The sequence below is a fragment of the Nostoc sp. UHCC 0251 genome (genome assembly GCF_034932245.1).
Lineage (GTDB): Bacteria > Cyanobacteriota > Cyanobacteriia > Cyanobacteriales > Nostocaceae > Nostoc.
On record NZ_JAYGHD010000295.1, the window covers coordinates 34,760 to 57,010 of the forward strand.

The following is a 22,251-nucleotide window of genomic DNA, read 5'->3' on the forward strand; positions in this document are numbered from 1 at the left end:
CTTTTTTTCTCCCTTGTTCTCTTTAGCTTCCCCTGCCTCCCCTGCCTCCCCTGCCTCCCCTGCCTCCCCCATCTTCCTCATCCCCCACCTTCCCACAGCCTATGGATCAATCCGAACAATTGTCAACAACTGACCCATCCTTTGCTCAACAAGTACAAAGATTACACAAGCTGACGATATATGGCAGGTGGCTATTTGTCGCCTGTTTGTGGCTGACTATTGCGCCTGTTAGCTTGTGGGGTCTACGTGCAGAAATTTCTCTGTGGCAACAATATTTTACCTGGGTAGCGGTGCGATATGGACTCTTCTATCATCCACTGTCTACCTTCGGTTTAGCCTTTTGTATTGGGATGACTGCTGCTGTTTTAGTTTGGCAAAGTCGGAATATCTTACTTGGATTACCACCGCAGGAAAAACAACGTTTAGAAAAACAAGTTTATCGAATACGTCAGCAGGGGCCAACTCATCCTCTATGGAAGTGGGTTTGTCATTAAGCTTTCTTTCTTGTTGAAGATATTATGTACACGTACAGCAATTTCTTGCAAAATATGACTTAAGCATACAAAGATACTCCCAAAGGTGGATGCCATATAATGAACGAGTCTCAGATTAAATTTAGCGAACAGCTGCGCTGCGCCAAAGGCGAACGCAAGTCTGAAATCGACCTTTACCAACTCCAAGAACTGTTGAACGTTTCAACTTTCTGGGCAAAAGGTCGCAGTATTGAAGATTTAGGTATAGCTATTGCCAACAGTGAGCCAGTGATTTCCGTCTACGATCGCGATCGACTCATTGGCTTTGCTAGAGCAACATCTGATGGCATATATCGCGCCACAATTTGGGATGTTGTGATTCATCCAGATTATCAAAGTAGTGGATTGGGAAGCAAGTTAGTAGAAACTGTTTTGAGTCATCCCCGGATGAGGCGGGTGGAGCGAGTTTATCTGATGACTACTCACCAGCAGGGTTTCTATGAAAAGATTGGTTTTAAACCCAACACCACTACTACGATGGTGCTACACAACCTACCTAACCCTGCTTTCATTTCTGCTACAGAAGTTCAGCTTCAGGAATCACTAGGGGGATAGAGATTTGTAGTCTGGTAACCTGCACAGATGTTTCTTTGGCAATGGTCGAGGGCAGGATTTCTAACTTTCCTCCCATAACTTCTATTAAAGTCTGATTCATTAATAGCCTCATTCCTGGTGAAAGAACAGCGTTTCCTTGGTCAATCTGGGTTAGCTGATCTTCAGATTTGATCAAATCAATCGGTTCGCTCCAGGGTATAGCATGGGTCGGTACATCCAACCAAATGTTGACAAAATTATTTGTAGGTAAAGTACTGCTGGAAATACAGATACTGCCTTCCTCCATTTGAGTAATGGCAGTGTCTATTAAACTTATCAATATTTGGCGGAGCCAGAGATAATCTGTCAAAACATAAATTTCTGGGTCGGCAGGTAACAATTGCAACGGAAAATTGCGATTGGCCGCCAGCATATAAGTTAAGTTATGAACTTCCTGTAAAACTTGGGCTAACGGTCTGGGCTGAATATCTAATTTATTAGTACCGTGTTCCATTCTGGCAACGCTGAGAATTTCGTCCATCAGCTTGAGTAGCTTCAGCGTTCGCTCGTGAGCTTGGGCAATAAATTCTCGCTCTTCGGCGGGGTCTTCACACAAATCCGACAAAATTAACTGATGCAAGCCTATTAGACCACTAAGGGGCGATCGCAATTCATGGGTAGTCCGCGCCAAAAAACCAGCTTTAAACTGGCTCATTTCCCTTGCCATTTGGTATGCCAGCTGCGTTTGCTGTAGCTGTTGCGATATTGTTGGCATATCCTCTTGAGCTAATGGCGCTACTGGGAATGAACTAGATAAGACGTTTGACGAGCGCCCAAAGAAATGACGGAAAATTATACCTAGTGATATTCCTACTCCTAGATATATCCAGTTACTCCAATTCATAATCTGGCAATTATTCACTTGTTAATTAAGCACAACAGCGCAAACTAAAGTTCCAGATTTCTCTGTTGCTAAAATTCAGTAAAACAACATTATAACTACCTATATCTGGTTATCACTTGAAATATCTAAGTTTATCGCACCTTGCCGCAAAATCTGCCAATTCATCCCTGTCCATTTAGCAACGGTAGAAGGTACACCAAGCCCCCGCATTTCACTCTGGTATTCTGTCGTTGCTAGAGTCAGAACCTTGGGAAACTGAGCCTCAATTTCTGCCATCGTTTGTAAAGGTGGCTGACCAGAAAAATTAGCGCTAGTGGTAGCAAGAGGGCCTGTTTGCGCCAAAATAGTTTGAGCGATCGCACTGTTTGGAACTCGGATACCAATTGTTGTTGGATCAATAGGGTTCATAACTTTTGGCACACGCTCTGAAGCTGGTAAAACTAATGTCAGTCCTCCTGGCCAATATTTGCGTGCCAGTTCTTGCCAAATTTTATACTCATTCTCACTACCTTTAACATACAGCCACAAATCTTCAGCACTAGCAGCCATCAAAATCAAAGGTTTGTCTTGACTACGTTGCTTCGCCGCAAAAATTAATGCTGCTTTTTCTGGTATAGCTGCAAGCGCAGGAACAGTATCCGTGGGAAAGCTGACCAGAAGACCAGAGTGTGCGCCAGCTATTAGATTTGTTAAAGAAACTTGTGTCATGTTTATGGGTTTGGGCATGGAGCATTTTTCTTATGCGCTATGCCCCATGCCCCATCCCCTATTTCCTAACTTTTATAGGCCACGGCAAAGCGTTCAATTCCAGCTAAATCAGCGTGAATTTGAATTTTACAATAGCTACCTTGATTTTGTAAAAGTTCTCGCACTGCATCCGCTTGCCCAGCCATCATTTCAATTAACCAAACGCCACCAGGTTGCAAATACTTGGGAGAAATTTCTATCAAATGGCGAATGCAATCTAAGCCATCAGTGCCACCATCCAAAGCTAGATGTGGTTCATGGTTAACTACTTCTGGTTGCAGGGTAGGTAAGGTACTGGTGGGTATATAAGGGGGATTCGATACCATACCACTAAACTGACCTTTGAGAAATGTTAGTGGCTCCCACCAAGAACCTTGATAAAATTTAATCCGGTCAGCAAAACCTAAATTATGGGCGTTGGCTTGAGCGATCGCCAAAGCTTCTAAACTGAAATCAACTGCATGAATTGTTGCTTTTGGCAAGACATCTGCTAGTCCTAAAGCGATCGCTCCACTCCCAGTACCTAAATCAGCCCAGTGTCCTGAAGCATTACTAGCAGATGCTAAAGCTAAATCAATTAAGCATTCTGTCTCTGGTCTGGGAATCAAAACTGCACTCGACACCGCGATTTGAAAGTTGCGCCAAGGTGTAACTCCCGCAATATACTGCACTGGTAAGCGATCGTTTAAGCGTCTCTGCCAGAGCTTGTCTAACTCTTCTAGCGGCAATTGCAGCTGAATTTGAGGCCAGTTTTTGAAAGATTCCAAACGCAGTGCCAAGCGGTCTAACCCAGAAACTTCTAGGAGTAACCAATCTACTTCGGAAGGCGGAACATCAGTAGCGATCGCAGCCTGATGAGCAGTATTGCGCCACTGCCATAGTTGTAACCCAGATATCAGATGTTTCTCCCCCATGCCTCAACCTTGGTAGCCCATATCCGTTATTTTTTTGGAGCAGCAGGCTTGGCAGCTGGAGATTGATTCGGTGCAAGCGAACGAATAAAATTGATGGACTCCCGTGATGGATACAGAACAATTTTATTTATACTAGGGTCAGTACTACTATTTAGAGCCTCCATAACACCGTACAAATCCACCACCTGAATTTCAGTATTCGCTCCTTCCTTGGGCACGGCTTTTTTGAATTCGTCTAACAGAGCGGTTGCCTGCTCTTTCTCAAAAAAGAAAGGTATATATCGGTCTTTGCCATTGGCGACGGGAATCGTCAAATAGCTATTATCTTTCTTAAATTTGGGTACAAATAAGGGAATACCATTAAATTGTTCCCCTTTTTTACCATTTTGATTCAGCATACTTGTTGCCGAAGCTACCTGTGCTTGCGTCGGTACTAAAGTATAAATTACAGAGTCTGATTTCTTTTTACTTTCTTGGACTATTTTATAGTAGTCAGCCAAGGACAAAGGTCTTACCTGTAGGGTGCTTGCCAACTGAGGGTTTTCTTTCTTGAGCCGATTGTCAAGGAATTTTTGAGCATCTTGCTTGCTAATAAAAAATCCGACTTGGGAGATTGGCTTAGATTCATTGTTCCTTGAAAGAACTACAAATTCGCCTTTAGGATTAGTAAGCGTGAATACAGGTACTTCTTGGAGCTTTTTCACTACCTGATCTTGTGGCAATGCGATCGCCTCTAAATTGCCTATTCCTGGTAGATTGCCTATTCCTGAAAGCCCCGTTAAAAATACACTGCCAGCTATACCCAATGTTGCGCCCAAGCGAATAAATGATTTCATGACTGCTCCTCGCATCAATAGTCCAATTAAATTAAACAAATGGTTGGATTTCCACAGCACCAACTAGCTTTAGTTATATAGCAATCTATTTCAGTTGTGAAGAATTCATTGTGTACGTTGAGGTAAAGTGTTAACCATCAACGGTCAAAATCCAATATTCCCCAACTATTTAGGGTTGCTGTAGTAGGGCTTTGAAAAATCGAGTGTGCTAAAGTTGTGTTTTTCTCGATTTCGTTTTGCTATTCACCACGAAATGCTGTAGATGCCTATTATATGTCTTCGTCAAACCCTGAAAAATCTCCCTGTCTCTCGACCTTGGAGATCATACAATGCCATTTTATCGGCTTTCTCTAATATCGGGTGACGCTATTACTTAATTAATCGTTCCATCACACTTGCTTTAATATCTTCTCAAATCTATACAAAGCTTAGTGTCAGGAATATCTTACTGCTTAATAGCGAAATTTGCCTGTTAGGCTTCAACACCTAATTCAACACTATAACAGGCAATTTGTTTTTATCCCTAAAAATCCAAAATTTAATTGCACATCTTAAGCAAGAGAACTCCAGTCAATTGCCTCAGCCCTTAAATATATTACTTAAATCGGGATGACAGGATTTGAACCTGCGGCATCCTGCTCCCAAAGCAGGCGCGCTACCAAGCTGCGCTACATCCCGTTTAGACTGATCTACTTTTTTTGGTCTGGTTTTAATTTACCATCAAAGCGATCGCGCTTTAACAAAAGCATTAAGGTAACTATATCACATCAAACCGCTTATGCCTAATCTTTTTTATCCTTTGCCAAAGACAAGATAGATTACATTTTTACACTGATAAAGATTTTTTGCCGACTTAGTTTGACAAGATATATACTTGCGCCTTCGTCGGCAGAAAAAAAGCATAACTACATCAAAATAATAGATTTTCGCTATTTTACCTGACTTTCTTGTGCAAATCGGGTTTTATTTTGATTAACTGCTAGTGAGGATACCAGAACATGCCTTTAATGCCTTCCGGATCAGCCATAAACCCCATAGTTCGGTAGAAATCTACAACGTGGGGGTCGGCGAAGAGGGTGACATTACTAATTTCTTCACTCCTAAGTTTTTTAAGAACGTATTTCATCAGTGCCTTACCCAGTCCTTGACTTTGAAAGTCTGGGTGAACCACCACATCCCAAATAGTGGCATTAAACGCGTGATCTGAGGTAGCACGGGCAAAACCAATGAGCCGCTTTTGGTTTCCTCTCACCTGCCACATTGAAGCAACGAGAAAACTATGCTCAATAGCCTTTTTCACTTTTCTTAGAGGACGACGCGACCAACCAACTGCATCACAGAGTTCTTCTAGCTCATACAGGTCAATGTCCCGCTCCGTACTGAAGACGATGCGAGTCTCTTTTGAAGAAGCTTCGCTAACGCTGCTGGAGTTGGAGTTGCCCGCAGCATCGGCTCTATATTCTTCAAAGGGGTTTGTCCTAGTTGTCGCTACAGATTCAGGAGTACTAAACCAAGTTTTCCAAAAACCCATGCCAACGTGGTTCGGGTAGTATAACTGAATTGGTTTCCACTCTTAGGAGTGTTGATTCACGTCTAACATAGCTACCCCATTTACTACCTTTTACACTCAAATTTTTTCGGTTGTTTTCGGGATTTGCAATGGTAACAGCCAGTTAGGGCGTGTTTCACACCAATCATTTTCAACTTTAGCATTTTGTTGTAAAAGCTAGGAGAAATTCACCAAAAGGGTAAGGATATAAACAATTCAAAATCACGCCCTGTTTATTTCGCTTTCTTGCTTGCTCAAGCTAGACGCTCTTGCTAGCAAGATATACGCGGACTCGCTCTAAGCGTACTCTCGTTCGCGTTAGCCTCTTTGTACCACTTAGTAGAAGCAAGCTAGCAAGAGCGGCATCCATAGGAAAAGGAGAAGAAAAGGCTTGACGCTGCGCTATCAGACACCTAAGTTCTAATTGTCGGAAGCCTTTGCTCAAAATTCCAAATGGAAAAACCTAATCGTGGCAATTGCTCGTATAGAGTTTAAATGCACGTTAGCTTAGGAGTGAATTGTATACAAAAGATTGAGTATTTGAGAAAATTCTTCCTTAGTACCCAACATCCAGCCTCTAGTCCCCAGATGATGAAAGCAAGCGAGTCTTAACCTTAACAATGGCTTCTGGTTTAAAATCTTCAACACTGGAACTCCTAAAACGCTTTAATCGAGCGTTTCCCCAGTTTTATGAGCAATTTGTCAGCAGTGAAATTCAACTGCAAAATTTGCGCCTAGCATACCGTCTCTATAAAACTAGACGCGCTGTTATTGAGCTGAAACCGGAAGGTAGCAAAAGTGCCCTGCATTTTGCTTACCGCAACCAGTCTTTTCTTCTCAGCGATATTTTTGGTGTACTAGCAGCTTATGGCTTGACTATTCACGGTCTGAGTCTATACGGTCAGATCCGTCCGCCAATGTTAGTTTTTATCAAACTGTTGGTATCTCGTGGTAGTAAAGCCTTGACCGAGAAAACCGCAGAAAATGTCTGTCGTGCCATTCGCGAGGCTTTAGGAGGTCGGTTTGAGGTAGAAGAGATGCTGGCAGTAGAATTCAATCTTGATACTGGCTTAGAGCAGGTACAAACTGAGTTCTATGTTGATCCGGTCTTTCATCTCCCTGCCCTGATGATTGAAGCCGATAATCAACCAGGATTATTCTACAAAGTGATGTACGCCATCTGGCAGGAAGACCTGCTGGTAGTCAATGCAAATTTACTGGTTTGGCGTGGACGTACACGGCTAATTCTCTACCTGTTAGGGCCGAATGAAAGCCTCATTCCTGAATATCTGGGTCATAAAATTGCTGAAGGGGTGCGACAGAGGTTGCTGGATAAATAAAAAGTTATAAAAGGCGTCGGGAAAACCTATTCTTTCCTAGAAAGGGGATGAGAGAAGCTTTTTTAGTCCGTTAACAGTCAACAAAAAGTCTTTCGTGTTATCCCATCCCTTTTAGGGTGGGATAAGCTTAACTCTTAACTCTTGGCACTCCGTATTTAGTCGCACCCACCCTTGGGGGTACGATATAAGTATGGCTACTATCGAAATCTTGGGCGTTCCACACGCATACGAGCTAACGGCTCCCACTTCCTGCCCCCACGCTTTAGTATTTATCCACGGTTGGCTTAATAGCCGTGGATATTGGCAACCTGTGATTTCCCGCCTATCAGATGATTTGCAGTGCCTTTCCTATGATTTGCGGGGTTTTGGTGAATCCCAATCCCAGGTAAAAACCGATTTTAGTCGGGCACAAATGTCTTTGAGCCTTACGCCCATCTCTAGTAATGCGCTTGGCTCACCAATCGATTCTCTTTATACTCCTCTTGCCTATGCTCAGGATTTAGCTATTCTCCTGAAACAGCTGAATATTACTAGTGCTTGGCTCATTGGCCACTCTCTGGGAGGCACGATCGCTCTTTGGGGAGCAGATCAAATACCTGAGTGTGTTAAGGGAGTTATCTGTATCAACGCTGGCGGTGGTATTTACCTTAAAGAAGCCTTTGAGCAATTTCGCTCGGCGGGTCAAAAATTTTTGCAAATCCGCCCGCGGTGGTTGTCCCAACTACCTTTGATTGATTTACTGTTTACTAGAGCCAGTGTGGTACGTCCTTTAGAGCGCCATTGGGCACGTCAGCGCCTGATTGATTTCGTTGTAGCTGACCCGGAAGCAGCTCTAGGAACTCTGTTAGACTCCACAACTGAGGAAGAAATCAATCGTTTACCTGAGCTAGTATCCCAATTGAAGCAGCCAGTTTATTTTTTAGCTGGTGCTGAAGATAAAGTTATGGAACCCAAGTATGTAAGCCATTTAGCTAGCTTTCACAGACTGTTCCAATATTGTGGTGACAATGTTTTGGAAATTCCTGATTGCGGACACCTGGCTATGTTAGAACAACCGGATGCAGTGGCTGATCACATCCGGTCGATAGTCAATAGTTATAGGGCATAGGGCATGGGGCATAGGGCATTGGGCATTGGGCATGGGGCATTGGAGCAAGCAGAAAATTCTTCTCTCTTGACAAATGACTACTCAATAGAATGATACAACTTCATGATTTGAGTAAGCCCTAACCTAGACTCAACGCCTAGCGTGAGGGGGGATGTATGACCACGAGATAGATGTTCTGCGGCAGCACAGCCAATCATGGCGGCGTTATCGGTACAGAATTTTAGAGGTGGGAATAGGACGCGTAAGTTATGTTCAACGGCGGCGGCTTGGAGGTTTTTTCTCAAGCCGCTATTAGCAGCTACACCGCCACCAATAGCAATTGTGTCTAGACCATAATCTAGAGCACAGGCGATCGCTCTTTTTGTTAGCGATCGCGCTACGGTTTCCTGAAAGCTAGCTGCTACATCTGCCACTGGTACTTGTCCACCATCTTTCTCTAAGTGCTGCACTAAACGCAATACAGCCGTTTTTAACCCGCTAAAACTCGCATCATAACGATGGAACCCCCCGCCAGGTAAAGAAACTTTTCCTTCTGGTAAAGCAAAGGCTTGGGGATTCCCCTGTTGCGCCAACTTGTCAATCGCTGGCCCACCGGGATAACCCAGCTTTAACAATCGCGCCACTTTATCAAAGGCTTCACCCGCAGCATCATCACGGGTTTGTCCTAGTGTTTCGTAGCTACCACAATCTTTGACATAAATCAAGCTTGTATGTCCGCCAGAAACTAATAAACTCAAGAAAGGGGGATTTAAACTTGGTTCGCTCAAATAAGTTGCGTAAATGTGACCTTCAAGGTGATGAACTCCCAAAAATGGTTTGTTGTGTACCATCGCTAGGGTTTTGGCAGCAGTTAGCCCCACCAACAGCGCTCCTACAAGTCCAGGGGCACAAGTGGCGGCAATTGCGTCGATTTTTCCCCAGTCTAGTTGGGCTTGCTCTAAGGCTTGTGCGATCGCAACATTTATCGTTTCCAAGTGTTCACGAGACGCTACTTCTGGCACTACCCCGCCATACTGCTGATGGACTGGAATTTGCGAGGCTACAATACTGCTGCAAACTTTACGATTGTTAACAATTGCGACTGCTGTTTCATCACAACTGGTTTCTATTGCTAAAACGGTTGCCATTGAGGGTGCTGAGTGCTGAGTTTTGAGTATTAGAGACAAAATCTTGCTTCTTTACTACCCTACAACAACAATTCTTATACTTAAGAATCGTTACTAACTACTTAGCACTCGATAAGGTCTTGGTTGAGAAGCTTTAACTTTTATTTACTTAAACTTTACTCGGTTCCCACCCAAGAGTATGATGACTTCCTAGTTATGCAAATAAACAACTGTACAAGCCGCTTCGTTTTGTACATAAAACTTTTTGTTTTGTAGTAAAAGGAAACAACTCTATGCGACGATTGTTTGCTTTGATTTTAGCGATTTGTCTTTGGTTCAATTTTGCCTCCCCAGCAAAAGCTTTAGGGGCTAATTTGACACCGTGCAAGGATAATCCCGCTTTTCAACAGCTAGCTGCTAATGCCCGTAATACGACTGCCGATCCTGAATCTGGGAGAAAACGTTTTGAGCGTTATTCTCAAGAGCTATGCGGCCCTGAAGGTTACCCTCACTTGATTGTTGATGGTAGTCTAAATCATGCTGGTGACTTTTTGATCCCCAGCATTCTATTTCTATATATTGCTGGTTGGATTGGTTGGGTAGGTCGTGCCTATCTGCAAGCGATCAAAAAAGACGCTAACACTGAACAAAAAGAAATCCAAATCGATCTTGGTTTGGCACTACCCATAATAGCGTCAGGCTTTACTTGGCCAGTAGCAGCACTCCAAGAGTTTCTGTCTGGAAAATTAACAGCCAAGGATACGGAAATTCCCATTTCCCCACGCTAAATCAGCTTAACTAATTGTTTTGGAGACTAAATTCATGGCAGACAATAACAACCAATCATCCTATTTGGTTAAGTTTATTTCTACAGCGCCTGTGGCAGCTACTATATGGCTGTTCATCACAGCAGGTATCTTGATTGAATTCAACCGCTTTTTCCCCGACCTACTTTTCCACCCACTGCCATAAGTGGAAAATAGAATTTAGGACAGTTGAATGAATGCCTTATTTTTGCCTAATATTGTGTAGTTGATATATACAGCTTAATTTAGGCAGATTTATCACCAAAATACGCAGCAAAAATACTTTTTTGAAACTCGTGATACTGTTTACAGATCGCGAGTTTCACTGTTTTAAAAAAAGCTAAATTAATTTTTCTAAACTTATTAAGCAAAAGCCATCTTTAGCTACAATTATTATTAATATAAAAATGCCACCATTTTAATTTAGAGGCGAACATAAAAATATGGCACAAGCAGTAGATGCATCAAAAAATCTCCCAAGCGATCCTAGAAATCGCGAAGTTGTTTTTCCGGCATTCCGCGATCCACAGATCGGTAATCTAGAAACCCCGATTAATGCTTCTCCCTTGAGCAAGTGGTTCATTAATAACTTGCCAGCTTATCGTCCTGGTATAACTCCTGCAAGACGCGGTTTAGAAGTTGGTATGGCTCATGGTTACTGGTTACTTGGCCCCTTTGCCAAATTAGGCCCACTGCGGGATACAGATAATGCAAACTTAGCTGGGTTATTGGCAGCCATTGGCTTGGTCGTTCTTCTTACGGCAGGACTATCCCTCTATGCCAATAGCAATCCTCCGAAAGCGCTTGCCAGTGTTACTGTACCCAACCCTCCAATGGATGCTTTTAATTCTAAAGAAAGCTGGAACAACTTTGCTAGTTCTTTCTTAATTGGTGGTATTGGTGGTGCAGTAGTTGCTTACTTTTTGACTAGCAATCTGGGAGTAATTCAAGGTTTAGTTGGTTAATTACTAGAAGTTAAAAGTTAGGAGTTAGGAGTTTAAATTCATAACTTCTAACTCTTAACTCTTAGACTATTTAAACAAAACCGTTTCAATGTCATTTAAAGCAGTTTCAAAATCGTCATTAACGATTTGAATATCAAATTCATCTGCCGCTTGAATTTCTTCTTGGGCGCGGAGTAAACGACGGGCGATCGCTTCTTCAGAGTCTTGGGCGCGAGAGCGTATCCGTTTCTCTAATTCATCAAAAGAAGGCGGTAAAATAAAAATGCTGAAGGCACTGGGGAAGGAAGCACGAATTTGTCTTGCTCCTTCTAACTCAATCTCTAGCACCACCAATTTGCCTAAATGAATTTGGTTAAGCACAGCTTCACGGGGAGTGCCATAATAGTTACCAGCAAATTCTGCCCATTCCAAAAATTCACCTTCAGAAACTAATTGTTCAAACTTACTGCGGCTGATAAAGTAGTAATTTTTGCCATCGATTTCTCCTAGACGGGGAGAACGAGTCGTCACGGATACAGAATAATAAAGTTCTGGATGACGTTCTAGAAGCGATCGCATTAAAGTGCCTTTACCGACCCCACTGGGGCCAGTTAAGACAATCAACCTGCCTAAATGTAAGCATTCCTCGGTAGTAGCAATACTCTGGATGGGTAAAACTGGCATCATCCCTTCAACCTGTGAATCAATCAATAGATATTATTCATTAGTCTTGTGTTCCTGGCCAAGTCCATTAGTAACGCAAGGCGGAAATAAACAGTCCAAAGACTTTAATTTTGTCCTTTCTGGTTATTTTGAATGGTAGGTTTATTTCCGCCGGACTGTACTAGTGACTAAAGAATTTGTAGCAAGGGTGACACAAAACTTGTCTAATTCACATGGTACTGCTGATGTGGTGCAAATAAAAGTGAGATTGTTAATCTACTCTTAATCAATTATCTACAGTTTGATGCTCGCGGGAAATTACAAAGCGATTCGCTACCGTTTCCGGCTGAATCGCCGACAGAATTACGTGGCTAGAATCGGTGATAATTACAGCCCTAGTCCGCCGACCGTAAGTTGCATCAATCAATTGGCCCCTGTCCCGTGCATCGGTAATAATCCGTTTAATCGGGGCAGACTCTGGACTGACAATGGCAACTACTCGATTGGCAGACACGATGTTACCAAAACCGATATTGATTAACTGAATCTCCATAAAAAACTGACGCCAAACGCGGTTTGAGAAGCTTGAAGTAAACTTATTTACATGTTATCGCCAAAAAACGGGAGTTACAAAGATTAAATTCAAGCCAGCCTTCGTTTTTAAATAATGTCTGCTTTTTTTTCGCTGTTTATCAGCTATTTTTCCTCAAAATCCTCCCTAAGATACAGGCGCAATTACACTGATACAAGCTAGTTGGATGATGTACCTTATCAATAAATAAATGGTGGTAAATAATCCACATCTAAAATTTGCTCAATGCTATAAGGGCAAGTTTGTGGAAAACAATTCAATCCACTTTTCTTTTTTGCTTGTCGTAGCGCATCAATGTAAACTTCTTCAAGCACCGTAAGCAGATAGTTGTAGAGGTTTTTAGATTTGCTTAATTTCCTAAGTTCCACCCGAAAATTATCAATTTCCACTTCCCAATGATTTTTACATTCAGGAAGACTCCAATGTTGATACAAAAACAGATGTTTGAGAAGTTGCAGTAGATAACTTTCGAGCTTGTGTTTCTGTTCATTACCCAATCTTTCAATCTCCTCAATCAAATGATCCCAATCAAGATGCTCTAAATCTCGTTCTTGCAATTGTTTCAACGTAGTTTCTAACCACAAGTGATAATCCTGTTCATAAATAATTTGAGTGAGTATTTTAGACATTATTTAATATTCATCCTAATTTACGAAGATTTGGAATTAGGTTTTATTGACCAAAGAGGCCGGGGAGCAGGGAGGGCTTTGCTGGGGGAAAGAATTTTGAAATTCCCCTGTCTTCATCGTTACAGAGCAATTCAAAATAAAAATATTTATTTCGATAGCGCAGCGTAAAGCCTTCTCTACGAGACGCTGCGCGAACGGCATGGCTTCTCTACGAGACGCTACGCGAACGCTTAGAGCGAGTCAGACGCTCCTACGTCGCTAACGCTACGCTATCGAGCGTTGACGCAAAGCACGTTTGCCTTTAGCGTCTTGTAGAGAGAAATAATGTGTCCAAGTTTTCAGCAGTCCTAAATTTATGGGGTTCTTTCCCATGCCCCCTGCCCCCTGGCCCTTTTCCTCTTCTTTGACGTACACTTCCAGCTTGACAATCGCGTAACCAAGTTTTAACTCCTTGGGCAACAGTGCCGTTACTACTATCGCGTGGCGGAGATAGTGGCTGCTGTGCTGAATAGGAACCAGTTTGAGAAAACATCATCACTAGTTGCCAACCAGTTTTAGTTTTAGTCAAAAATAGCCAGTGGAATTCCTGCAATTCTACCGCTTTCTTTCCTATGTACTGCCGCTCCAAGGTAGTAAAGAAAACTTGCTCAACTCCTGATGCAAAGCTTTTAGGTGCATCTGCACTATATTCTTCAAGGTTAAGAAGCAGAGGAGTAAACTCAGGTCTTCCTGCCACTAGCATATAACTGTAAATATCACTGCTTCTTCTGAGGCGGCGGGCGCGTTGACTAGCGCGATTGGTGTAACTAGGTAAATCTTTTAGTAGCTGTATAGTTAATGTTTCTAAATTTTGCTCAGAACACAAAGACTCCACCCCACCGTTGACATTTTCTTTTTCTGCTAGTGCAGAGAGTTTAGGGGTGAAGTTTATCGAGAAGGCTGGGTAAGCAAGGTTATTTGATACTAAAACCCAGAAGCCACAAGCTAAAAGCCAACTATAATTTTTCTTTTTAAGCGAAGAGGTAAGATTCTTCTTCTCTAGATGCTGCACCTTATCCCCCGGCTTCTTACTGACTTTTAGCTTCATGCCACCGTGGTTAACTCCTCAGAAATCCTCTTCCAAGCTAACTCCGGCTCAGTAGCAGTAGTAATGGGACGCCCAATCACGAGATAATCTGCACCAGCAATAATTGCTTGTGCTGGGGTGAGCGATCGCTTTTGATCGCCTTTATCTGCCCAAGTTGGTCTAACGCCAGGACAAACTAGCAAAAAGTCATCTTTGAAACGTGGTCGTAATTGTGCCAACTCTTGGGGCGAACAAACTACCCCATCTAATCCTACATCCCAAGCCAGCAGTGCCATATCTAGTATATATTCTGGCAATTCTACAGGAACCTTTAAATCAAATGCCAACTGCCTGGAAGAAATGCTCGTTAGCAAAGTAATCGCTATTAATTTAGGTGGTTTGACACCAGCTTGTGTAGCCGCCTCCTGCACCGCTTCACTTGCCGCTTTTAGGGCATCTTCACCAGCAGCAGCATGAATTGTCAATAAATCCACCCCGTATCTAGCTGCACTCCGGCAAGCACCAGCGACTGTGTTAGGGATATCGTGAAATTTTAAATCTAGGAAGATGCGCTTTTCCTTAGACTTCAGTACTTCCAGAATTTTTGGGCCAGTGCTAGTAAACAGCTCTAAGCCGACTTTCCAAAAACTGACTTGGGGAAGTCGATCTATAAGAGCGATCGCACTTTGTTCATCTGGCACATCCAAAGCCACAATAACTCGTTTTTCTACCTGTTCACTATTCCCCATTCCCCACTCCCCATTTAAGGCACTAATCGGACAAACTTATTTTTCCCAACTTGTAAAACCTTACCTTGTAATTCAGCAACAGAAGCAAAAGTAGTATCAACATCGGTAATGCGATCGCCATCTAAGCGCACTCCACCTTCTTGAATTTTCCGCTTTCCTTCCCCTGTACTTTTGCATAAGCCAGTGACATTGAGAATATAGGCTAACTTAGTAGGAAACTGCGATACCTCAGCTAGAGAGAATTGTGGAACGGCACCTGCCTTTCCGCCACTTTGGGCGGCTTCTTTCGCCTCTTGGGCTGCTTGTTCGCCGTGGTACTGTTTGACAATTTCCCATGCTAAAAGTGTCTGGCGATCGCGGGGATTTTCTGGCAGATTATCTAAAGGTAAATCCGTTAGTAGTTCAAAATACTGTTCCAGCAGATTATCTGGAACTCCTTGTAACTTCTGATATTTTTGCCCTGGATGTTCTGATAACCCAATATAATTACCTAAAGACTTGGACATTTTTTGCACCCCATCCGTGCCAATCAAAATTGGCAGCAGCATCCCAAACTGCGGTTTTTGACCAAAATGGCGTTGCAAATCTCTGCCTACAGCAATGTTAAATTTTTGATCAGTCCCTCCTAATTCCACATCTGCCTCAACAGCAACGGAATCGAAACCTTGCATTAACGGGTATAGGAACTCATGGATAAAAATCGGATTCTCTTTTCTATAGCGATCGGCAAATCCTTCTTTCGCCAACATCTGCCCCACCGTCATCGTGGAGAGTAACTCCAAAATTTTCTCTAAGTTGAGCTTAGAGAGCCATTCGGAGTTATAACGCACCTCTAATCTTCCTGGTGTGTCAAAATCCAAGATAGGACGTACTTGGTCAAGATAAGTCTGAGCATTTTGAGCTACATCTGCTTCTGTAAGCTGACGACGCACTTCAGATTTACCTGTCGGATCGCCAATGCGTGCTGTAAAATCGCCAATAATTAGAACTGCTATATGGCCTGCATCTTGAAACGCTCGCAGTTTCCGTACTGGTATGCTATGACCAAGATGAATATCAGTACCCGTAGGGTCAATGCCCAATTTGATCCTCAAAGGTTGGTTTGTAGTTACCAAGAGCTTTTCTAGACTTTCACTGTTAACATCAACTGGTTGTGGGAAAACTTCTACTACACCACGACGCAGCCAAGCAAAATCTTGCGTCATACTAGAAAATCCACTGTTAGCTATGTTTTGCACACTAGAAGTTAAGTTGGTTATAAACACTTGCAATTTATCCGCTTTCTCATCTGCCAAACTACTATAATTGCAAAAAATTAACCGCCTTACTTCGTCCAATCAATTACAGTTAACTTTATAAGTGAGGAAGTGAAATCGCCGTGTCGTCTTCTAGGACTTTTGAAGATAAACAGCCACAACGTCGGGCTTCATCAGGTTTTGATTTTTTGAAAGGAGTCGGTCAGGTAGCTGGCGGTACTCTCCTCTCAATCACCATGCTGGCAAGTTCCATTGTAGCCGGAGGACTGGTTGGTTTAGCCATTAGTTTCCGTAATTTGCCAGATGTGAGACAGCTACGTAATTTCTTTCCCTCAGAAACAACTTACATCTATGACGTTAAGGGTAAACTTTTAACGAGTATCCACGGGGAAGCCAACCGGGAGGTTGTGCCCCTGGATAGAATTTCCCCGAATTTAAAACGGGCGGTATTAGCAAGTGAAGATAGCCACTTCTACGAGCACCACGGTATCAACCCCACTGGTGTTGGTCGTGCTGTAGTAGTTAACGCTGTAGCAGGTGGAGTCAAAGAGGGTGGCTCTACTGTCACCATGCAATTGGTAAAAAACCTATTTTTGTCTCGCAAGCGTGCCTTTACCCGTAAGTTAGCGGAGGGGGTGCTGGCAATTCGGTTAGAACAAATTCTCACTAAAGACCAAATTTTAGAAATGTACCTCAATCAAGTTTATTGGGGTCATAACAATTATGGTGTACAAACGGCAGCCCGCAGTTACTTTAATAAGTCAGCAGAATATTTAAGCTTAGGTGAGTCAGCGATGATGGCGGGTTTGATCCAAGCACCAGAAGAATTCAGCCCGTTTGCGAGTATGAAACTGGCAAAACAGAAACAAAAAGAAGTGCTGGGACGGATGCGGGAATTGAATTGGATCACCGATTCAGAGTACGACAATGCCCTCAAGCAAGAAATCAAACTTGGTAGAATCAAATCGTTTCAAGGTAGTGCCTTACCCTATGTAACCAATACTGTAGCGCAGGAGCTGGCTAAAAAGTTTGGGCGTGAGACACTACTCAAAGGTGGGATGCGGGTGCAAACTACAGTTGACGCCAACTTCCAACTCATGGCGGAGGAAACTGTTGTTAAGTGGCATAAATCACTGCTTGGACAGGGATTATCTAAGAATCAAATCGCCTTGGTGGCAATTGATCCGCGCACGCATTTTATTAAAGCGCTAGTGGGCGGCGTAGATCCTAAGACTAGTGAATTTAATCGTGCAACTCAATCTCAACGGCAGCCAGGATCTTCTTTTAAACCGTTTGTCTACTATACTGCTTTCGCTACTGGTAAATATGGACCAGACTCAACGGTAGTAGATTCTCCAGTTAGTTATCAAGATGGTAATAATCGGTACTTTCCCAGAAATTATGATGGGGGATTTAGCGGCCCGATGCCAATCCGCACAGCCTTAGCCCAATCGCGCAACATTCCTGTGATCAAAATTGGTAAGGCTGTTGGTATGAATAGAGTGATCGAAACTTGTCGTACCTTGGGCATCATGAGTCCGATGGAACCTGTTACCTCCCTACCTCTGGGTGCTATTGGTGTCACTCCCCTAGAAATGGCTAGTGCCTATGCTACCTTTGCTAATTATGGTTGGCAATCTCCACCAACTGTAATTGCCCGTGTCACCGATAGTAGCGGTAATGTGTTACTAGATAACACCCCTAAACCCCAGCTAGTTCTAGATCCTTGGGCATCAGCAGCCATTATCGATGTGATGCGAACGGTAGTTACTAATGGTACAGGTAAAGGTGCTGCTATACCTCGTCCAAGTGCTGGCAAAACAGGTACAACTTCCTCAGAAAAGGATATCTGGTATGTTGGCACTGTGCCACAGCTAACCACTGCTGTTTGGGTAGGGAGGGACGACAACAGACAATTAGCTAGCCGTGCTACGGGTGGCGGTATGGTTGCTCCCATCTGGAAAGATTTTATGGAAAAGGCACTTAAGAATGTACCAGTAGAAAACTTCAAGCCACCTTCCCAGTTTTCTCGCCCCAAGTCCCAATAATTTAGGATTTTGAATTTTGGATTTTGGATTGGCAATTAATCCAAAATCTAAAATCTAAAGACTAAGGCTGTTTTTCTAGCTCGGCTTTCATCCGTTCTAAAGTCAGGTGCATTTGGTCAAACATTTGTTGCGGGGTAACACCGAACTGACCTAATTGCGTTTTCAGTTGTTCTACTGTCATTTGTGCCATGAAATCTTCTGATAGCTCGAAGCGCTTCATAAAGACGCGATACCGATCCATCATGGCTTCCATTTGCTCAATAAACAGCTTTTTGCCATCGCGGTCAAATTTACCATAGCTGTTACCAAGCTTAATTAGCGCTTGATAATCCTCAAACAGCTGTTTTGCTTCTTGCTGAACTATCTCAGAATCGAAGAATCCCATATTGCTTATATTAAACTGAGTGTCCAGACTCAGTAGCTTAATAGTTTTACTTCTATTATTATTTTAGTCTAGGGGAGTAATTTAGTAACAAAGCTTCGGTTTTAGTACGGTTTGTTACCGAAATTTCAACACTTGACTTTAGAACCTTTCCGCTATGTAAACCGACTTAATAAAGCCGCAATACTCACAGCTTTCGCCATTGATTTAGGATTGATGTTTTTACCAGGTTGAATTGCCAGCCTGGGAGCGTATTTCAAAGCTAGTGAATTGTGCGGGTTCAGTTTTAATGCATGATGGATGTAAACCCTAGCCATACCGATAAATTTCTGTTGGAGATGTACCAATCCTAATAAAGCATAATATTCGCTGTTATTTGGCTCTAACTTGATAGCATCACGCAATTCTTGTACGGCTAGAGACCATTTAGCTAACCTGACGTAATCAATAGCTCGTTGGTAGTGACGTTGAGCGTAGTTTGTCAAAACTGGTTTGACATTAGTTTTTTCATCTAATGTCAATTCAACTGGCTTGACTTCTACTTCAGAGATAACGGAAACAGGTTTTTGTGGTAATAACAGGTCTGATTTATGCAAACGTAGGTACACTAAATTCAGTATCCGAATTTGTTGCGTCACCTGATAAAACTGATCTAGTGATTGAGATTGAGCTTCTGCATAACAGGCGATCGCTTTTTCGTAAAACAATTTTGCCTCCGGTGCAGACATTTCCATAATTTCCTGAGCTATGGCACTTTGAGAAAACAAAGCTTGCTGCTGCAAAACTTTTGCTTGGGATCGCAGCATAGCGATCGCAATCAAGCGCTTGTGTGGATGTTTTAGGTGTTCATAAGCTGGATTGATTAAATGGCTAAATATTGCCGTTGCTAATTCTGGCTCTAGATTGCAGTTTTTGGTATAGCGATCGGGATGTAGCAGTTTCGCTAAAGTATGATAGCGTTTTAAAATCTGACGATCATCAGCACTCACAGAAATTCCTAACACAGCGTAAGGATCACAAAGCTGTTCAAGCCATTTTGGCGGTAGGAAGGTCTGTGACATAGTAGTAATAAAGCTGTTAAAAACTTAAAATTAGCATCAAAGCTCAATGCACAGTCATGTGAAACTTACTCAAATTTCTTCAAATACTAAATTGTGCGTGGGACTTTCCATTCAAAGGTCTGAAGGACAAAGCAGGGTAGTTGATTAAAATGATTGCCAAAGTTGTATTTCTTTTCTTCTCTACCAGAGGCTGCGCTCACGAGACGCAACCAACGCAAACATTTAGAATTTTGAATGGCTTATAGCTGTCTTATCGTAGAAATTGTGGTATTGGTATATTTCTTAAAAATATGTTGACTAAGCGCAAAAGTCGAAGTGTTGCTGCTGTTTTAGCTTTTTCTGGCACGCTAACAATTTCAGGATTACATAAATTTTATCTGGGACAGCCGTTGTGGGGTGTTTTGTATGTTTTGCTTTCCTGGACGCCGATCCCCAAGGTAGCTAGTGCCATTGAGGGAGTTTGGTATTTAGCCCAAGACGAAGAAGCTTTTGATCGTAATTTTAATCTAGGCAAGTCAGCGTCAAGGAACTCACAAAGGGCGAGTAATCAGGTAGGAGCGATCGCTGAAGCAATGCGAGAATTAGATGCTCTGCGCCAGGATGGACTAATTTCAGAGTATGAATTTGAGCAAAAACGCCGCCAATTGCTAGACCAGATTTCTTGAGGTAAGCGACAACATGAATAACTGGCTACCTTTGAACCCCAGGCTGCAAAAGCTCCGGGCCAAGCTCCTCAACGATCCTTACTATCGTCTACAATCTGGGGAAGAAATTCAGATAGCGGCTAAATTAGGTATTCGCATTGATGTTAATCAAGCCACTGTAGATGATTGGTTGCGCCTACCAGGTTTGTCAATTCACCAAGCGCGATCGCTTGTGGAACTTTCACGTTCAGGTGTTAAATTTTACTGTATTGAAGACATCGCTGCGGCTTTGGCTGTACCAGCGCCGCGCTTAGAGCCATTAAAGCCTCTACTGAATTTTATTTACTATGATCACGAATCTTTAGAAAATCCTCCGCATTTAATTAATCCGAATACAGCAACTGTTGAAAAATTAACCCAAATTCCATTTATAGATTTGTCTCTGGCGCAAGCAGTGGTGCAAAATCGGCAATCAGCCGGGCCTTACCGTAACCTGGCTGATTTCCAACGGCGGTTGGAGTTAACTGGTGATACGATCGCTCAATTGATGTATTATTTAAGATTTTAAGTTAGAAGTAAGTTTTAAAATAACTCCTAACTCAGCAAATTTTAGATTTTGAATCGAACCTTTGGTGCGCTTACAGCGCAACTTGGATTGAAAGAAAAATCTAAAATCCAAAATCTAAAATCTAAAATTGATTAAATAAACCCAATGCGATCAAGGGGCCAAAAGCGAAACGTTGCCCGACCAATGACATTTTTTCTGGGTAAAAAGCCCCAATAGCGAGAGTCATTACTATCGTTGCGATTATCTCCCATGACAAAAAACTCATCTTCTGGAACTGTCACTGGTCGATATGGCTGATTTGGTGGTTCAGCGATGTAGTCTTCTACCAAGGGTTGACCGTTAAGGTAGACTTTGCCAGAAGCAACACTAATTACCTCACCAGGCTGGCCAATCACCCGCTTGATGAAGGCTTGGTCTTTGGGATATCCTCGACGTTGTAGTTCTGCGGGTGGCTGAAAAACAATAATATCCCCAGTTATGGGAGGGTGAAAATGGTAGGATATTTTTTCAACTACCAAGCGATCGCCAGTATGTAAGGTAGGCAGCATCGAATCAGAAGGTATATAGCGGGGTTCGGCGATAAAAGTCCGGATCAGAAATGCCAAACACAATGCGATCGCAATTAAAATCAGATTTTCTTGCCAACTACGCCATACTTTTAACGACGCACGCTCTTGTTTTGCATCACTTTCGTGAGGAATCATAAAAGTTTCTAGCCAGTTTCAGAAGTGGGACAAATACCTTGATTATTTTGACTCAAAAGGTATACTAATAAACAAGCTGGGTTCTGCATCAACCCATACAGATATTAAATAATACAATTATTTATCGCATTTACGAAAGATAAGCAAAAGTACTGCAAATAAGCTGTGACCTCTCCAAGGCAATATAAGCCGATGATTAGGATTTTTAGATAGACAATTAAAAATCTTAATTCTAATTGCTGCAATTATAAGGCAAGTTATAAGATGATTTAACTTTTGCTTCTTACCTACTAAAAAAGCAGTTACCAATTGTTAGACCAATACAGCCAGTCGTTTTTTGTTTGAGCAGAAAACTGGTTGTTGAGTGGCAAAACAAGTTATCAGATGCCTTGCAATATCTGCCTGCTTTTATTGTAAAAAAGCAGAGGGCATTCTTGTTGGAGAATCAGTTGGAAGAAAATATATTCGGTATAGATAGTAATCTTAAATAAGATGATATTACACAAAATTAATGGGAGCATCCACTTTTGGAAGAAACACCTAATCAGACAGCAAGTAAACCATTAAG

25 protein-coding genes and 1 tRNA gene are annotated in these 22,251 nt (G+C 42.4%); 10 read left to right on the forward strand and 16 right to left on the reverse strand.

Annotated elements, in window-relative coordinates; all coding sequences use genetic code 11:
- Positions 1 to 101 precede the first annotated feature (101 nt).
- Together VB740_RS21360 and VB740_RS21365 are read left to right on the forward strand one after the other, a co-directional pair.
- Entirely contained in the window at positions 102 to 494 is a 393-nt protein-coding gene (locus VB740_RS21360) for a hypothetical protein (RefSeq protein ID WP_323201920.1), read from the forward strand.
- 99 nt (positions 495 to 593) lie between these two features.
- Positions 594 to 1,088, forward strand: a complete 495-nt coding sequence (locus VB740_RS21365) for a GNAT family N-acetyltransferase (RefSeq protein ID WP_323201921.1) — start codon at positions 594 to 596, stop codon at positions 1,086 to 1,088.
- Here VB740_RS21365 and VB740_RS21370 read toward each other — a convergent pair.
- The 6 genes from VB740_RS21370 to VB740_RS21395 form a co-directional block, all read right to left on the reverse strand.
- Positions 1,051 to 1,971 carry a HAMP domain-containing sensor histidine kinase gene (locus VB740_RS21370; RefSeq protein WP_323201922.1) on the reverse strand — a complete coding sequence of 307 codons (921 nt, stop codon included), beginning with the start codon at positions 1,969 to 1,971 and terminating at the stop codon, positions 1,051 to 1,053. The two genes, VB740_RS21365 and VB740_RS21370, sit on opposite strands and share 38 nt — an antisense overlap.
- 99 nt (positions 1,972 to 2,070) lie before the next feature.
- Complete coding sequence (locus VB740_RS21375) at positions 2,071 to 2,679, reverse strand: L-threonylcarbamoyladenylate synthase (RefSeq protein ID WP_323201944.1); 609 nt, start codon at positions 2,677 to 2,679, stop codon at positions 2,071 to 2,073.
- Positions 2,680 to 2,744: 65 nt separating this feature from the next.
- Complete coding sequence (gene prmC / locus VB740_RS21380) at positions 2,745 to 3,632, reverse strand: peptide chain release factor N(5)-glutamine methyltransferase (protein ID WP_323201923.1); 888 nt, start codon at positions 3,630 to 3,632, stop codon at positions 2,745 to 2,747.
- A 26-nt stretch (positions 3,633 to 3,658) separates the two neighbouring features.
- Complete coding sequence (locus VB740_RS21385) at positions 3,659 to 4,468, reverse strand: Tic22 family protein (protein ID WP_323201924.1); 810 nt, start codon at positions 4,466 to 4,468, stop codon at positions 3,659 to 3,661.
- Between the two features lie 604 nt (positions 4,469 to 5,072).
- A tRNA-Pro gene (locus VB740_RS21390) sits at positions 5,073 to 5,146 on the reverse strand.
- A gap of 301 nt (positions 5,147 to 5,447) precedes the next feature.
- Positions 5,448 to 5,999 carry a GNAT family N-acetyltransferase gene (locus VB740_RS21395; protein ID WP_323201925.1) on the reverse strand — a complete coding sequence of 184 codons (552 nt, stop codon included), beginning with the start codon at positions 5,997 to 5,999 and terminating at the stop codon, positions 5,448 to 5,450.
- A 638-nt stretch (positions 6,000 to 6,637) separates the two neighbouring features.
- Here VB740_RS21395 and VB740_RS21400 point away from each other — a divergent pair.
- Positions 6,638 to 7,357 (forward strand): hypothetical protein, encoded by a 720-nt coding sequence (locus VB740_RS21400; protein ID WP_100899857.1) that lies wholly within the window; start codon positions 6,638 to 6,640, stop codon positions 7,355 to 7,357.
- A 190-nt stretch (positions 7,358 to 7,547) separates the two neighbouring features.
- Entirely contained in the window at positions 7,548 to 8,465 is a 918-nt protein-coding gene (locus tag VB740_RS21405; RefSeq protein ID WP_323201926.1) for an alpha/beta hydrolase, read from the forward strand.
- A 77-nt stretch (positions 8,466 to 8,542) separates the two neighbouring features.
- On the opposite strand, the gene tsaD is transcribed toward VB740_RS21405, so the two are convergent.
- Positions 8,543 to 9,592 (reverse strand): tRNA (adenosine(37)-N6)-threonylcarbamoyltransferase complex transferase subunit TsaD, encoded by a 1,050-nt coding sequence (gene tsaD / locus VB740_RS21410; RefSeq protein ID WP_323201927.1) that lies wholly within the window; start codon positions 9,590 to 9,592, stop codon positions 8,543 to 8,545.
- A gap of 272 nt (positions 9,593 to 9,864) precedes the next feature.
- Here tsaD and VB740_RS21415 point away from each other — a divergent pair, with 272 nt between their 5' ends.
- The 3 genes from VB740_RS21415 to VB740_RS21425 all read left to right on the forward strand — a co-directional run bounded on the left by VB740_RS21415 (position 9,865) and on the right by VB740_RS21425 (position 11,342).
- Entirely contained in the window at positions 9,865 to 10,359 is a 495-nt protein-coding gene (locus VB740_RS21415) for a Photosystem I reaction center subunit III (RefSeq protein WP_323201928.1), read from the forward strand.
- Positions 10,360 to 10,393: 34 nt separating this feature from the next.
- Complete coding sequence (gene psaJ / locus VB740_RS21420; protein WP_323201929.1) at positions 10,394 to 10,543, forward strand: photosystem I reaction center subunit IX; 150 nt, start codon at positions 10,394 to 10,396, stop codon at positions 10,541 to 10,543.
- 277 nt (positions 10,544 to 10,820) lie between these two features.
- Positions 10,821 to 11,342, forward strand: a complete 522-nt coding sequence (locus VB740_RS21425) for a photosystem I reaction center protein subunit XI (protein WP_323201930.1) — start codon at positions 10,821 to 10,823, stop codon at positions 11,340 to 11,342.
- 66 nt (positions 11,343 to 11,408) lie between these two features.
- Here the strand turns inward: VB740_RS21425 and gmk are convergent, their stop codons facing one another.
- The 6 genes from gmk to tyrS all read right to left on the reverse strand — a co-directional run bounded on the left by gmk (position 11,409) and on the right by tyrS (position 16,225).
- On the reverse strand, positions 11,409 to 12,008 hold the full coding sequence (gmk, locus tag VB740_RS21430; RefSeq protein ID WP_323201945.1) for a guanylate kinase: 600 nt from the start codon (positions 12,006 to 12,008) through the stop codon (positions 11,409 to 11,411).
- A 262-nt stretch (positions 12,009 to 12,270) separates the two neighbouring features.
- Positions 12,271 to 12,537, reverse strand: a complete 267-nt coding sequence (gene remA, locus VB740_RS21435) for an extracellular matrix/biofilm regulator RemA (RefSeq protein ID WP_100899850.1) — start codon at positions 12,535 to 12,537, stop codon at positions 12,271 to 12,273.
- 218 nt (positions 12,538 to 12,755) lie between these two features.
- The gene (locus tag VB740_RS21440; RefSeq protein ID WP_323201931.1) at positions 12,756 to 13,205 is read right to left on the reverse strand and encodes a DUF29 domain-containing protein; all 450 of its coding nucleotides are present in this window, start codon (positions 13,203 to 13,205) and stop codon (positions 12,756 to 12,758) included.
- Positions 13,206 to 13,506: 301 nt separating this feature from the next.
- On the reverse strand, positions 13,507 to 14,292 hold the full coding sequence (locus tag VB740_RS21445) for a hypothetical protein (RefSeq protein ID WP_323201932.1): 786 nt from the start codon (positions 14,290 to 14,292) through the stop codon (positions 13,507 to 13,509).
- On the reverse strand, positions 14,289 to 15,020 hold the full coding sequence (gene pyrF / locus VB740_RS21450) for an orotidine-5'-phosphate decarboxylase (RefSeq protein WP_323201933.1): 732 nt from the start codon (positions 15,018 to 15,020) through the stop codon (positions 14,289 to 14,291). Before pyrF ends, VB740_RS21445 begins: the two co-directional genes overlap by 4 nt.
- Positions 15,021 to 15,034: 14 nt before the next feature.
- Positions 15,035 to 16,225 (reverse strand): tyrosine--tRNA ligase, encoded by a 1,191-nt coding sequence (tyrS, locus tag VB740_RS21455; protein ID WP_323201946.1) that lies wholly within the window; start codon positions 16,223 to 16,225, stop codon positions 15,035 to 15,037.
- A gap of 173 nt (positions 16,226 to 16,398) precedes the next feature.
- Here tyrS and VB740_RS21460 point away from each other — a divergent pair, with 173 nt between their 5' ends.
- The gene (locus VB740_RS21460; RefSeq protein WP_323201934.1) at positions 16,399 to 18,324 is read left to right on the forward strand and encodes a transglycosylase domain-containing protein; all 1,926 of its coding nucleotides are present in this window, start codon (positions 16,399 to 16,401) and stop codon (positions 18,322 to 18,324) included.
- Positions 18,325 to 18,385: 61 nt separating this feature from the next.
- On the opposite strand, the gene VB740_RS21465 is transcribed toward VB740_RS21460, so the two are convergent.
- Together VB740_RS21465 and VB740_RS21470 are read right to left on the reverse strand one after the other, a co-directional pair.
- Entirely contained in the window at positions 18,386 to 18,709 is a 324-nt protein-coding gene (locus VB740_RS21465; RefSeq protein ID WP_323201935.1) for a DUF1825 family protein, read from the reverse strand.
- Between the two features lie 152 nt (positions 18,710 to 18,861).
- Entirely contained in the window at positions 18,862 to 19,767 is a 906-nt protein-coding gene (locus VB740_RS21470) for a J domain-containing protein (protein WP_323201936.1), read from the reverse strand.
- A 290-nt stretch (positions 19,768 to 20,057) separates the two neighbouring features.
- Here VB740_RS21470 and VB740_RS21475 point away from each other — a divergent pair, with 290 nt between their 5' ends.
- Both VB740_RS21475 and VB740_RS21480 read left to right on the forward strand, forming a co-directional pair.
- Positions 20,058 to 20,432, forward strand: a complete 375-nt coding sequence (locus VB740_RS21475; RefSeq protein WP_323201937.1) for an NINE protein — start codon at positions 20,058 to 20,060, stop codon at positions 20,430 to 20,432.
- Between the two features lie 13 nt (positions 20,433 to 20,445).
- A complete protein-coding gene (locus VB740_RS21480; protein ID WP_323201938.1) occupies positions 20,446 to 20,979 on the forward strand; it encodes a ComEA family DNA-binding protein in 534 nt (177 codons plus the stop codon).
- A gap of 131 nt (positions 20,980 to 21,110) precedes the next feature.
- Here VB740_RS21480 and lepB read toward each other — a convergent pair whose 3' ends face one another.
- Positions 21,111 to 21,683, reverse strand: a complete 573-nt coding sequence (lepB, locus tag VB740_RS21485; protein WP_323201939.1) for a signal peptidase I — start codon at positions 21,681 to 21,683, stop codon at positions 21,111 to 21,113.
- Positions 21,684 to 22,251: the final 568 nt, after the last annotated feature.